This window comes from Marinobacter sp. NFXS9, from assembly GCF_040148665.1.
In the GTDB taxonomy this organism is placed as follows: domain Bacteria; phylum Pseudomonadota; class Gammaproteobacteria; order Pseudomonadales; family Oleiphilaceae; genus Marinobacter_A; species Marinobacter_A mangrovi.
In genome coordinates this window covers 92,725-105,302 of sequence record NZ_JAGDDW010000001.1, presented here as the reverse complement: position 1 = coordinate 105,302, position 12,578 = coordinate 92,725, and the positions used below count along the sequence as shown (strand labels likewise).

Genomic DNA, 12,578 nt, shown 5'->3' with positions numbered 1-12,578 from the left:
ACGAAACCCGGTATCAACCGGTCTTCCATGGAAAGATAGACGAGCCTATGAACCTCAAGCCCTTTCTGCTGCTCACCCCGCTGCTCCTGTTACAAGGCTGTGGTGGCGGTGATGGCGGCGACGACACGGCCACCGGACAGCTCACCCTCAGCGGCATGCAGGGGCTGTCCTACCAGACCCAGAGTCAGACGGGAAAAACCGACGCTCAAGGCCATTTCCAATACTATGCCGGTGAAACCCTGACCCTGAGTGTCGGCGACCTGCAACTGGTGTCGGGCGTTCCCGCCGATAACGTGGTAACGCCCCTGGAGTTCCTGTCGGATACGCGCGCCTTGCTGGATAATGCCACCGTCGACGAGCTGGGCCTGCTCAGCCATCGGCCGGCTGAACAACAGGCCATCGAGAACACCACGCTGCGTAACCTAACGCGCTTCCTGCTGGCACTGGACGAAGACGGCTCCACATCCGACAGCAACCGACTGGTGTTCACCGACCGGGTCATTAGCCAACTGAACGCTGCCTTACCCACGCTGGACAAGCCCATCGACTTCACCGTGCCGGAAAGCCAGTTCATTAATGAAGTGACCGAAGATGGTGAAACCACTGACGATGCGGATCTGACGCCGGCCAACCGATTGCTGAAAGCCATCTGCTTCTACCCGGAAGACGACGAACTCTGTGAGGACCCACCCACCCAGGCGGAAATCGACGCGGCTCCGGAGCCGCCCGAAAATGGCACGGCGCGGGATCCGGATGTGGTTTACAGCGACGAACTGGAGAGCAAGCGCAACCGTATCCTCAATGCGATCCGCAACGTCGAAGACATCGATTCCGACGACATCGACGAGTACCTCACCAGCGAGCTGGACAGCATCACCACCGACATCGCCAACGAATACTATCTCAGCCAGGTGACCCAGGAGCTGCCCGCGTCGGACACCTCTATCCATGAGGTGGTTGTACGCCGGGTGGGCAAGACGGTATCACTGGCGAAGATCGAAGCCATCAGCACCAACGACAACGCCCTGGTGGTGCACAGCTACAGCGCCCAGACTCATTCCGTGGAGTATTTCATTGATGGCGAAACGGGGAACGACGGGGAACTGATCGTTAACTTCAAGCCGGATGACGATTACCGCTGGCTACGCAAGCCCCTGCGGGTGATCATCCAGTAGTGGACCGCCTGCCGATCCGAACGGGCCGGCAGGTGGTTCAACCCAACAGGTGCTTCAGGCTCCAGCGCGATGCGGCGCCGGTGACTTCGAAGTGGCGCGGGTCCAGCCCCTTTGCCCCAAATGGCAGGCATCCGTTGACCGAAACCACCTTGTCCGGCTGACGCCCCTCATTAACCTCCGCCAGGTTCACGATCCTGGCGGCTTTCAACGGTCGACGCTCCGGATCCGTCATCACCATCACCCGCGGCCAAAGACGACGCCCCGGCGTGTGCGATACCACCGCACCCCGCTCTCCGGAGCTCAGCTCCACCAGCGTGCCGGTCGGATAGATGCCGATGGACTGAATGAAACGCTCCACCAGATCCTCCTGGAACTCGATGTTGCGCATTTCATACAGATGGGCGACCGCCTGCGCCGGTGTCATCGGCGTCTGGTCTTCCCGGGTTTCCACGAGGGATTCGTAATAATCCACCAGACCGGCGATCTTGGCCAACAGCGGGATGCGATCACCCCGGATGCGCGCCGGGAAGCCCGAGCCATTATGCCGCTCGCGGTGATATTGGACGATGCTGATTACCGCCCGCGACATACCGGCCGCCTGCAAACGGTTGACGCCTTTTTCCACATAGGTCCGGAACAGGGCGAAATCCTCGGCATCGAGCCGGTTTTCATTACGCAGCAGCGACGGAGGTAACTCCAGCTTACCGACGTGACACAGGAGCGTGCCCATCGCCAGGTTCTCCAGCGCGGCAGGCTCCAGCCCCATGTGGCGACCACAGACCAGCGCCCAGATGGCGGTATTCAGGGCGTGCCGGTAAGTCATGTTGTCATGCTGGCGCAAGCGGGCAACCCAGAGCATCGCGTCCGGATGCCGGACGACGCTGCCGGCCATGCCGCGTGCGACGCGATACACACTGTTGAATTCCGGCTCCTCGCCGGCGCGAATTCGGCGTTCAATGTCGCTCAGCGCCTTGTCCACATCCATCAGCAGCCGATTGCCCTGGCGGACTTCGCGCTTCAGGGTTGACGACACGGGATAGTCTTGCGGGTTGCGCACCTGGATCGGCGGCAGCTGGATGACTTCCTGGTTCGTACGCTTGGCGTTGCGGCGGGCGAAGATCGGGGCGTTGGACGCTTCATACTCGGACGTGTCACGCGCTTCGGCCACGTCGATCATCACCCACTTGCAGTAGGACGTGAGGGTCTGGATGTCTTCCTGGCGGCGAATATAGAACCCCTGGATGGGGAAAGGCGTTTCGTGCCACGGACGATCGAGGTCAGACACGAACGCGCCCAACGACAAATCATGCACCGCTACTTTCTTCTGGCGGACACCCACGGCAGACCTCTACTCCTGAAAACGACGTCGATGATTCCATTCTGACGCGATCGCGGCGAGCGACAATAACATTTGTGTACCGGACAGTAACCTTTCACCGACACAAGGTTACTGTTCGTTATCAGTCGGCAACAAAAGGTAGCAACGAGATGTGAATAACAGTCATAGCGAGACACGCGTCACAAAACCAGGGACACATCAATCGTCGCAAACATGGTCATCCAGCTCCGGCGGCCGGGCTGAAAGGCTGTTGCGCGGCGCCTCCCGGACGCGAATGCTGTAGGGAACCACCGAGGCCCGCAGGTAATCCCGGTTTTCCGTTTCACCGTTCACCTCAACGGTCGTCCGACCTGGACGACAGGACACCACCAACTCCAGTTGCCGATCCAGGTCGACAATGCGATGGGCGTTGCGCACTTCCAGGCAAGTGGAGGCCGGCTCAGCGGGCTGCCCGGATCGCGCCAGGACATCGTCTTCCGGCGAGCCACAAGCCTTGATACCGGCTCCGCACGCCTGCTCCCCACCCGTCTGGGCGGCGTCTCTCAGGATCCAGGTTCGAGTACTGCACTGGGTTTCCAGGCGGATGGGCGATGCCTGATCGTTCGCGAACCACCAACCGGGATAGTCCACCGTCTCCCAGGTCACACGGAACTGGCGCTCATCGCCGCTGGCATTGGACGCACTGAAAACACCGTAATGACTTTGATAAGAGGCGCAGCCGGACAAAGCCGACAACAAAAGCGCGCAGACGGGAAGTCGAATCATGTCGGACCTGGTTAACGGATAACGTGGTATGGCGAACGATAGCGTCGATGCGGCAATGTCCCACATCGCGGCAGGGGGGAACAGTTACTCGTTCACAAACTGGAGCCCGAAACCATCAACCGTCATGCGCACCACTTCCATATCCAGAATCGGCGCGGGCACTGGCAGGCCTTGGACCTGCACCTGGACGCGATCCCCGATATTCGGGCGCTCCCCGTCCTCGGACACGACAAAAACGCCGCCGTCAGAGATGTCCCGAGTATTGTAGACGCGCTCACCGAGAGTGGGATGGGTCACGCGGACTTTGGCGTTCAATGCGGTTCTTAAATAGGCGCGTCGATCACTGGACATCGCTGGGCTCGGTTACTGCTCTGTTGTCATGATACTGCCGGCCTGAGCAGAGGAGCGATTCAGGGGCCCCAACGCCAGACTTCCCTTTCTGATGATGAAGCATAGCACTAAATGTGGGGTGCAAGTGAATGCAGGTTCGACAGTTTTCCGTTTTTCTATTCCTAGAAATAATTCTTTTTCGCAACCATTCTAAAATTCAGGTTTAATACCGATTATCATTCCGATTACTCCGGATTTTCCTCCGGCGAACAAACCAGGACACAGTGAACGCCATGCGCCAACGTTTTTCCACCATCGCCCTGCTGGCGACCCTAATGCTGACGCCACTCGCCGCAACCGCCGCCGGGGAAGTCAACATCTATTCCTACCGCCAGCCCTATCTGCTCGAACCCTTGCTTGACGCGTTCACTCGCAAAACAGGCATCGAAGCCAATGTGGTCTTCGCCCGCAATGGCCTTGCCGAGCGCCTGCAGCGCGAGGGTCGCAACAGTCCCGCTGACCTGGTCATGACGGTCGATATCGCCCGCCTCAATGAACTGGTTGAGCGTGACCTCACCGAAGCCGTCACCACGGCGACCCTGGAACAGGATATCCCCGCCCACCTGCGCCACCCGGAGGGCAAGTGGTATGGCCTTACCAGCCGGGCTCGTCTGATTTTCACCGCCAAAGACCGTGTCGGACCCGGCGAGATCACCACGTACGAGGAACTGGCGGATCCCAAATGGCAGGGGCGGATCTGCACCCGCAGCGGCAAGCACCCTTATAACGTTGCCCTGTTTGCCTCGATGATTGCCCACCACGGCGAAGCCAAGGCCGAGCAATGGCTGCAGGGCCTGAAGGACAATCTGGCACGCCGTCCCCAGGGTGGCGACCGCGACCAGATCATGGCGATTGCCGAAGGCGTTTGCGACGTCGCACTCGGCAACAGCTATTACTACGGCAAGATGCTGGAAGACGAAAACCAGCGTGACGCGGCCCAGTCCGTGAACCTGGTGTTCCCCAATGCCGAGGGTCGCGGAACCCACATCAACATCAGTGGCATGGCCTTGACCCACAGCGCCCCCAACCGGGACAACGCCATCAAACTGATGGAGTACCTGACAACAGCGGAAGCCCAGACGATCTACGCTACCGTCAACTACGAATATCCCGCCAATCCGGCGGTGCCGCCGTCAGACGTGGTGGCCAGCTGGGGCACACTGCACCCGGACGATCTCGCCCTGAACACGATTGCGGCCCATCGCGAAGCCGCCGTGAAGATGGTCGACCGGGTCAATTACGACAACTGAGTCGCGCCGATTCATTCCAGGCAGGCTGCCCGCACTTTTCCCGGGCAGCGCTTACCGCCCCAAGGACAACCATGAGCCAGTCCGTCGACGCGCCATCGCCCCCGATTGAACAACAGCCCCTGAAGTCCGGCACCTCCCGGCGCTGGCTGCTTGCCGCGACTGTCACCACGCTGTTGGTGGCGCTTCCTGTCGGCGCCGTACTGGTGCTGGCGCTGTTTCCGGACGACAACATCTGGCCTCACCTGGTGGAGACAACGCTTCCCATCTACCTGTCGAATACTGTCCAGTTAATGCTCGGCGTGTCCGTGCTGACGCTGGTCATCGGCGTCGGTACCGCCTGGCTGGTCACCATGTGCCAGTTCCCCGGCCGGCGCTTTTTCGAGTGGGCCCTGCTACTGCCGTTTGCGGTGCCGGCTTATGTCATCGCCTACGTCTACACCGACCTGCTCGACTACGCCGGACCGGTTCAGGCGGCCCTGCGGAAGATGTTCGACTGGCAGGATGCCGGCGACTACTGGTTCCCGGCCATCCGCAGCCTGCCCGGCGCCATCCTGATGATCGGACTGGTGCTGTATCCCTACATATACCTGCTGGCCAGGGCTGCTTTCCTGGAACAGTCCCCTTCGCTGTTTGCGGTCAGCCGAAGCCTCGGCCAGTCCGCCCTGGGCACATTCTTTCGGGTGGTCCTGCCGATAGCCCGGCCCGCCATTGCGGTGGGCCTGTCACTGGTTCTGATGGAGACCCTGAACGATTTCGGCACCGTCGACTTCTTTGCCGTCAACACGCTGACCGCCGGCCTGTTCGACACCTGGATGAATCTGGGCAACCTGGGTGGCGCGGCCCAGATAGCAAGCATCATGCTCGCCTTCGTTCTCATCCTGGTGACCCTGGAGCGCTACTCTCGTCGCCGCCAGCAACAATACGCCGCCCGGGACATGCGCGATCCCCTGCATCGTTTCACCCTGTCCCGGAGTCGCCAGGCGGCCTGCATGATCGCCTGCGGATTGCCGTTATTGCTGGGTTTTATGGTGCCGGCAGCGGTTCTGGGCTACTACGCGGTGGAGTACTTTGCCGAGAGCTGGACGGACGATTTCCTGGAAAACGCCCTGAACAGCCTGTTCCTGTCCGGCGCGGCGGCCCTGACGACCCTGCTGATCGGCCTTTTACTGGCTTACAGTCGCCGACTGCACGACACGCCGGGCATGCGCGTGCTGATGCGACTTGCCAGTCTCGGATATGCGATGCTGGGAGCGGTACTGGCGGTCGGCGTGATTGTGCCGCTGGCCGCGTTCGATAACTGGCTCGACCTGCGCATGGAGCAGTGGCTGGGCTGGAATACCGGCCTGCTGTTGAGCGGCACCGCGTTCGCCATCATCTTTGCCTACACCGTGCGTTTTCTGGCGGTGTCGGCCGGCAGCCTGGAGAGCGCCCTACAAAAAATCACGCCCAGTATGGACATGGCCGCCCGATCCATGGGGGTGCCAGCCGGCAAGACCCTGCTTCGCGTGCACCTGCCGATGCTGAAAGGAACGCTGCTGACCGCAGCCCTCGTCGTGTTCGTGGATTGCATGAAGGAATTGCCGGCCACGCTGATCCTGCGGCCATTCAATTTCGAGACGCTGGCGACCTACGTGTACCAATACGCCTCGGATGAAATGCTGCGCCAGAGCGGATTACCGGCGCTGGTTATTGTGGCTGCGGGGATTATCCCGATCTTGCTGATGAGCCGCTCGATAGCCGCATCCCGGGAATTTCACTGACCGAAGCGCTTTACGCCCGGGTCACCACAAAGCGACCGCTGAACGTCGCGGCCGGAAAAGCCGTACCACCCTCCTCGACGAACACCGTTACCTCAAGCACCACCCGCCCCTTGCCTCGTCGCTCGATGCTGCGCTCAAACCGCTCCATGTCTTCGGCGGAGGGCAACCTACAGCGGGCGAAGAAGTCGCTGTTGACGGGCAAGCCGTAGTCGATGGCGCCGGACTGGATGACCACGTTCCCTTTCAACTGGCGGTCTTCCAGCCAGAGCTCCAGCAAAGACCAGGCCCCGACGACGGCCACGGCATAGACGCTGCCGCCAAACCCCGTGCCCTGGTGATTGTGATTGAGCGCCAGCGGCGCTTTCACGGTGATCTGATCGCCAGTGTAGTCGGCCACCGTCACGCCCAGTGCGCGCGTGAGGGGAATATGTTCGTTAATGCGGGCCTGCAGCCGGTCCAGCTGGGTCATAAGGCGCCTCCTTATACCGGCAGTCTATGCCGGACCAGCGCAAAGACCCAATTCGACCAAAGGATGCACAGGACGAGATTCAGGCAGGGATGCATTGTCGGGGCCCCGCCCGCGCGATGACACGCCGGGCGGGCCCACGCCAGCTATTGCCAGATAATGGGTTGCTTCTCGTTGTACCAGGTGTCCGCCATGTCCTTGTAGGCGTCCTCAACCACATTGCGTTTGAGCTTCAGTGTCGGGGTCAGGAAGTCGTTCTCAATACTCCACTCGTCCCGCACCACCGCCATGAACTTCAGTTGCTCATGGGGATCGACAGCCCCGTTGACCTCGGTCAGCAGCGTCTTGAAGCTCTGCTCCAGCTCCTTGCGGAAAGCATCATCCGCCGTCTTCCGCTGAGCGTCCTCGGACAGCATCACCAGGCAGTGCGGCTGCGGATGATTGGCCCCGGACACACAGACCATCTCGATATCGGGATGGCTCATGAGTCGGTTCTCGATGGGCGCCGGGGCGACGTATTTGCCCTTGCTGGTCTTGAAGATTTCCTTGATGCGGCCGGTCAGACGCAGGCGCCCGAGCACATCGACCTCGCCCTTGTCGCCGGTGCGCAGGTAGCCGTCTTCGGTGAAGGTTTCCCGGGTTTTCTCCTCGTCCCGGTAATACCCCATCATGGTGGCCGGGCTCTTGATCTGCACCTCCCCCTCGTCGCTGATCCGCACGTCGACACCCGGCAGTGGCTCACCGACGTAACCGGTCCGCGCCCGTCCCGGCTTGGTCATGTGAGAATAGGCAAAATTCTCGGACATACCGTAGCCTTCCAGCAGCTCGAGGCCCAGCCCCCGGTACCAATCCAGAATATCGTGGGAAAGGGGCGCCGAACCGCTACCGGCGAACTTCACGTGGTGGAGCCCCAGGTTGGTAAGCACCTTCCGCTTGATCAGGCGATTGAGCAGCGGAATCCGCAGCAGACGCGCCAGTTTCTCCTGGGGCATCTTCTGGAAAACGCCGTGCTGGAATTTGGTCCAGATCCGGGGCACCGCCAGGAAGAGCGTCGGCTGGGCCCGTTTGAGATCTTCGACGAAGGTATCCAGGGACTCGGCGAAATACAGATGGAACCCGCGGTACATCGACCCCAGCTCCACGACAAAACGCTCGAACACGTGCGACAGCGGTAAATAGGACAACATCCGCTCATTCGCCGTCACATCGAGCGCTTCCATTCCGCCCACCGAGGCGTAGCCCAGGTTCTCAAAGCTCAGCATGACCCCTTTGGGCCGTCCGGTGCTGCCGGAGGTGTAGACGATGGTCGCCAGCTCATGCGGATCGCGCTGGACATTTTCCTTCATGGGCGGGTACTTCGCGACAATATCGTCCCAGGTCTTGAAATCGTTGGGCGGGCTCAGCGGATAAGAGAGGCAGTGGACACTGTCCGGCACGCCGGACTTCATACTGTCCCAGTCGTCCAGCTTACCGACAAACAACACCTCACAGCCGCTATGCTCCAACACGTAGCGAACGGTGTCGGCGTTCAGGGTCGGATACAGCGGGACCGAAATATGGCCCGCCATCCAGATGGCCCAATCGGATAGAATCCAGTGGGCGCAGTTCTTGGAAAGGATACCGATGCGGCTATTCTCGGGCAGGTTGAGCGACTTGAGATACGACGCCATCCTCCGCGCCTCACCCACCGCACGACGCCAGGTGAAGTCGATGACAGTGCCACCGCCCATCGGCTGGGACATGTACACGTCTCCGGCACGCGCCGTTTCCCAGTGGTAGACCATATCAAGAGGAAGTTTATTCTTGGTGTCCATGGAGGTCCTTGTCTGCTGTCTGTTGTTATTGATCTTTGCGCAACCCCGCCAACACGGCTAGGATGCGCTGAAACCGGTTTAGCGGAGCACCACGTTGTGCCCGCCCACACCGCTGGCCTTCGGTGGCCGAATCCTGTTACAGGCTATTTCAGCACAGCGCTTTTCGCCAGAATGTGACAGGTATTCAACTAAATGACGATAGCCATACTGACCGCAAGGCTCAAGAGGCGAACGACGACACTGCGCCGTAAAACGTGACCCAGACCCGGCAACCCCCTGACAACTTGCTCATAATGCGATGACGACGAGAAACAGGAAGGACATCATGTACGTCTGCATTGACTGCCGAAAGGGGTTGATGGATCCGGTTTCGCGAATCGACGAGCCGGATGCCGCCGACCGTTACCAGTGCAGCTACTGCGGTCATCGGGCGACCATTCCGCCACTCATGATCAGCCTGACGCAGATCCTCTCCTGCGTGCTGGGGCTCGGCTTTACGCTGTTTCTGCTTTTCCGGCATATCGGCAATGCGCTGAAGGCGTTCCAGTTGGGCCTGCACGGCGACATGACCGCCGACATCCTGCTGACCGGCCTGGCGCTGCTCTTCGCCGCGGGCTTTACCTATACCATTCTGCGGGCCAGCCATAACCTGCGTATCCAGTTCCTGTACCGACACGTCCGCCCATCGGCCTGATACCGGCCACTGCGGCTACCCCGTAGAGAGTATCCCTTACGTTCTATGGTAGAATCCGCCACTTTTCGCGGCCCAGCATTTTTCCCGGGCAATGACATAATGAAGAGCCGCTGAACCGGCAGACGCCGTTCGATCGGTCGGCTGGCATGGGTGGGAACACCCGCTCAGACGGCTCACCAACCACCAGAGGATCGGGAGTATCACCGCATGAATCGTTCCACCCTGAGAGTTGTCTTTGCAGCGCTCGCACTGCTTGTGGCTGGCGTTCTCCAGGCCGACCCACGTGTCGTCGCCGTGACGCAGATCGTTGAACACCCGGCCCTCGACGCCGTCTACCAGGGCGTCAAGGATGAACTGACCGCTGAAGGCTATGCCGAGGGCACCGATGTCACCTACGAGCATGAGAGCGCCCAGGCGAATACCGCGGTTGCCGCCCAGATCGCCCGCAAGTTCGTGGGAGACCAGCCGGACGTGATCGTCGCCATTGCCACGCCGTCCGCCCAGACCGTTGCTGCTGCGGCCCGCGACATTCCCGTCGTCTTCTCGGCGGTGACCGATCCGGTGGGTGCAAAGCTGGTCAAAAGCCTGGAGCATCCCGGCAGCAACATCACCGGTGTCAGCGATATGCTGCCGCTGGACAAACATCTGGACATGGTCCAGCGCGTGGTGCCCGACGCCAAGACCATCGGTACCGTCTACAACCCGGGCGAAGCCAATGCGGTGGCCCTGGTCAATGATCTGGATGAGCGTCTGAAAGCCCGCGGTCTGAAACTGGTCAAGGCAGCAGCCACCAAGACGTCCGAAGTGCTCGGCGCTGCCCGCTCCCTGGTCGGCAAAGTCGACGCCATTTACCTGACCACCGACAACACCGTGATCTCCGCCGCCGAAGCCGTGATCTCCGTCGGTGAACGCGCCAAGATTCCCGTCTTCGCCGCCGATACCGCGACCGTCTCCCGCGGCGCCGTCGCCGCCCTGGGCTTCGACTACTACGACGTTGGCCGTCAGACCGGCAAACTTGTGGGACGCGTGCTCAAGGGTGAAAACCCCGGCGACATCCCGGTTGGCGGGGTGGAAACACTCTCCCTGTACGTGAACCCGGGCGCTGCCAAGCGCATGGGCATTGAGCTGAAACCGGACGTCATCGAGGACGCCGAAAAAGTCATCGAAAACTGATCCATCTTGCAGTAGGACCACCATGCTGAGCGAAATCGCCCTGTACGGGGCCTTTGAAACCGGGCTGATCTACGGCCTGGTTGCCTTCGGGATTTACCTGTCATTCCGGGTACTCGACTTTCCCGACCTGACAGTCGACGGCAGTTTCCCATTGGGCGCTGCCGTTTCAGCCGTCATGATCATCAACGGCTGGAATCCCTGGCTGGCTACCGGCGCGGCGATTCTGGCCGGCATGGCGGCCGGCGCCGTCACGGCAACGCTGAACGTACGCCTGAAGATCCTCAATCTGCTGGCGTCGATCCTGACCATGATCGCGCTCTATTCCGTCAACCTGCGCATCATGGGGCGCCCCAACATCGCCCTGCTCTCGGAAGACACCGTGCTGACCCCCTGGTACGACCTGGGGCTGGCCTTCCATCAGGTGCCGGTCGTGCTGTTCTTTATCGTCGCCGTGGTGGTGCTGATCCTGCTGTGGCGCTTTATGGAATCCGAAACCGGCCTGGCGATGCGGGCCACCGGCGCCAATCCCCGCATGGCGCGAGCCCAAGGCATTGCCACCGGCTGGATGATCATTCTCGGTGTGGCGCTGTCCAATGGTCTGGTGGCGCTGGCAGGTTCCCTGTTTGCCCAGAGCCAGGGGGCGGCGGACGTGACCATGGGTGTTGGCGTGATCGTCGTCGGCCTGGCCTCCCTGATCGGTGGTGAAGCCGTCCTGGCGCCGCGCAGCGTGATTCGGGCCCTGCTCGCGTGCATTATCGGGGCGATCCTCTATCGTCTGGCGATCGCCCTGGCACTGAACGCAGACTTCATCGGCCTGAAAACCCAGGACCTCAACCTGATCACCGCCGTTCTGGTCACTCTCGCCATTGTCCTGCCGAATGCACGGCATTCGGTGAAAGCCCTGTTTTCCCGGAGCTGAGCCATGATTACCGTAAAAGACCTCAGACTCACTTTCGGCAAGGGCACGCCCCTGGAAAATCCGGCACTGCGGGGCCTCAGCCTGACCGTGAATCAGGGCGAATTCGTCACGGTGATCGGCAGTAACGGCGCCGGCAAATCCACGCTCCTCAACGCCCTGTCCGGCGAGGTGCTGGTGGACAGCGGCCGCATCGAAGTGGATGGCGTGGATGTCACCCGCCTGTCCACCCACAAACGGGCCGGTCGCGTTTCCCGGGTGTTCCAGGATCCACTGGCCGGAACCTGCGAGAATCTCACCATCGAGGAAAACATGTCGCTGGCCATCAAGCGTGGTATGCGACGAGGCCTCGGTTCAGCGGTCAAGACCTGCTACCGGGATCGCTTCCGGGAAGGTCTGGCCACGTTGAACCTGGGGCTGGAGAACCGCCTGGGGGATAAGATGGGGCTGCTGTCCGGCGGCCAGCGCCAGGCGGTCAGTCTGCTGATGGCCAGCCTCAACCCTTCCAGCATCCTGCTGCTGGATGAGCACACTGCGGCCCTGGACCCCCGCACGGCGGAGTTCGTGCTGGATCTCACCAAGCGCATCATCCACGACCAGAAGAAGACAGCCCTGATGGTCACCCACAGCATGAAGCAGGCGCTGGAAGTGGGCGAACGTACCGTGATGCTGCACCAGGGCCAGGTGGTCTTCGATATTGCCGGCCAGGAACGCGAGGGGCTGACTGTCAGCGACCTGCTGAAACTGTTCGAGAAGCAGCGTGGCATCGAAGTCAGTGATGACAGTCTGCTGCTTGGCTGAACAGGCCTCAGCAGCAAGCTGTCTCAGGTTTATGT

Annotated in this window: 12 protein-coding genes; 7 read left to right on the top strand and 5 right to left on the bottom strand. The window is 61.0% G+C overall.

Going from position 1 to position 12,578, the window contains the following annotated elements; translation table 11 throughout:
- Positions 1–47: 47 nt before the first annotated feature.
- Complete coding sequence (locus tag J3364_RS00485) at positions 48–1,175, top strand: organic solvent ABC transporter permease (protein ID WP_349555822.1); 1,128 nt, start codon at positions 48–50, stop codon at positions 1,173–1,175.
- 37 nt (positions 1,176–1,212) lie between these two features.
- Here the strand turns inward: J3364_RS00485 and J3364_RS00480 are convergent, their stop codons facing one another.
- The 3 genes from J3364_RS00480 to J3364_RS00470 form a co-directional block, all read right to left on the bottom strand.
- Positions 1,213–2,514, bottom strand: coding sequence for a cyclic di-GMP phosphodiesterase (locus J3364_RS00480; protein WP_349555820.1), 1,302 nt, complete (start codon positions 2,512–2,514; stop codon positions 1,213–1,215).
- 198 nt (positions 2,515–2,712) lie between these two features.
- Positions 2,713–3,279, bottom strand: a complete 567-nt coding sequence (locus tag J3364_RS00475; protein WP_349555818.1) for a hypothetical protein — start codon at positions 3,277–3,279, stop codon at positions 2,713–2,715.
- Between the two features lie 84 nt (positions 3,280–3,363).
- A complete protein-coding gene (locus J3364_RS00470; protein WP_349555816.1) occupies positions 3,364–3,630 on the bottom strand; it encodes a PilZ domain-containing protein in 267 nt (88 codons plus the stop codon).
- A 272-nt stretch (positions 3,631–3,902) separates the two neighbouring features.
- Here J3364_RS00470 and J3364_RS00465 point away from each other — a divergent pair, with 272 nt between their 5' ends.
- Both J3364_RS00465 and J3364_RS00460 read left to right on the top strand, forming a co-directional pair.
- Positions 3,903–4,919, top strand: a complete 1,017-nt coding sequence (locus J3364_RS00465; protein WP_349555814.1) for a Fe(3+) ABC transporter substrate-binding protein — start codon at positions 3,903–3,905, stop codon at positions 4,917–4,919.
- Positions 4,920–4,990: 71 nt separating this feature from the next.
- The gene (locus J3364_RS00460; RefSeq protein WP_349555813.1) at positions 4,991–6,679 is read left to right on the top strand and encodes an ABC transporter permease; all 1,689 of its coding nucleotides are present in this window, start codon (positions 4,991–4,993) and stop codon (positions 6,677–6,679) included.
- A 10-nt stretch (positions 6,680–6,689) separates the two neighbouring features.
- Here J3364_RS00460 and J3364_RS00455 read toward each other — a convergent pair whose 3' ends face one another.
- On the bottom strand, positions 6,690–7,148 hold the full coding sequence (locus J3364_RS00455; protein WP_349555812.1) for a thioesterase domain-containing protein: 459 nt from the start codon (positions 7,146–7,148) through the stop codon (positions 6,690–6,692).
- 143 nt (positions 7,149–7,291) lie between these two features.
- Positions 7,292–8,959, bottom strand: coding sequence for an AMP-binding protein (locus tag J3364_RS00450; RefSeq protein WP_349555811.1), 1,668 nt, complete (start codon positions 8,957–8,959; stop codon positions 7,292–7,294).
- Positions 8,960–9,284: 325 nt separating this feature from the next.
- On the opposite strand from J3364_RS00450, the gene J3364_RS00445 reads away from it, so the two are divergent.
- From J3364_RS00445 to J3364_RS00430, 4 genes are all read left to right on the top strand, one after another.
- The gene (locus J3364_RS00445; protein WP_349555810.1) at positions 9,285–9,653 is read left to right on the top strand and encodes a hypothetical protein; all 369 of its coding nucleotides are present in this window, start codon (positions 9,285–9,287) and stop codon (positions 9,651–9,653) included.
- A gap of 207 nt (positions 9,654–9,860) precedes the next feature.
- Positions 9,861–10,826, top strand: coding sequence for an ABC transporter substrate-binding protein (locus tag J3364_RS00440; protein WP_123633468.1), 966 nt, complete (start codon positions 9,861–9,863; stop codon positions 10,824–10,826).
- A gap of 22 nt (positions 10,827–10,848) precedes the next feature.
- Positions 10,849–11,745, top strand: a complete 897-nt coding sequence (locus tag J3364_RS00435; protein ID WP_123633469.1) for an ABC transporter permease — start codon at positions 10,849–10,851, stop codon at positions 11,743–11,745.
- Between the two features lie 3 nt (positions 11,746–11,748).
- Positions 11,749–12,543 (top strand): ABC transporter ATP-binding protein, encoded by a 795-nt coding sequence (locus J3364_RS00430; RefSeq protein ID WP_349555809.1) that lies wholly within the window; start codon positions 11,749–11,751, stop codon positions 12,541–12,543.
- The last annotated feature ends 35 nt before the right edge of the window (positions 12,544–12,578 follow it).

Excerpts from the sequence above, each read along its gene's own strand:
- J3364_RS00465 (WP_349555814.1), top strand. The coding sequence starts at position 3,903 with ATGCGCCAACGTTTTTCCACCATCGCCCTGCTGGCGACCCTAATGCTG.
- J3364_RS00475 (WP_349555818.1), bottom strand. The coding sequence starts at position 3,279 with ATGATTCGACTTCCCGTCTGCGCGCTTTTGTTGTCGGCTTTGTCCGGC.
- J3364_RS00440 (WP_123633468.1), top strand. The coding sequence starts at position 9,861 with ATGAATCGTTCCACCCTGAGAGTTGTCTTTGCAGCGCTCGCACTGCTT.
- J3364_RS00430 (WP_349555809.1), top strand. The coding sequence starts at position 11,749 with ATGATTACCGTAAAAGACCTCAGACTCACTTTCGGCAAGGGCACGCCC.
- J3364_RS00445 (WP_349555810.1), top strand. The coding sequence starts at position 9,285 with ATGTACGTCTGCATTGACTGCCGAAAGGGGTTGATGGATCCGGTTTCG.
- J3364_RS00450 (WP_349555811.1), bottom strand. The coding sequence starts at position 8,959 with ATGGACACCAAGAATAAACTTCCTCTTGATATGGTCTACCACTGGGAA.
- J3364_RS00435 (WP_123633469.1), top strand. The coding sequence starts at position 10,849 with ATGCTGAGCGAAATCGCCCTGTACGGGGCCTTTGAAACCGGGCTGATC.
- J3364_RS00460 (WP_349555813.1), top strand. The coding sequence starts at position 4,991 with ATGAGCCAGTCCGTCGACGCGCCATCGCCCCCGATTGAACAACAGCCC.
- J3364_RS00470 (WP_349555816.1), bottom strand. The coding sequence starts at position 3,630 with ATGTCCAGTGATCGACGCGCCTATTTAAGAACCGCATTGAACGCCAAA.
- J3364_RS00455 (WP_349555812.1), bottom strand. The coding sequence starts at position 7,148 with ATGACCCAGCTGGACCGGCTGCAGGCCCGCATTAACGAACATATTCCC.
- J3364_RS00485 (WP_349555822.1), top strand. The coding sequence starts at position 48 with ATGAACCTCAAGCCCTTTCTGCTGCTCACCCCGCTGCTCCTGTTACAA.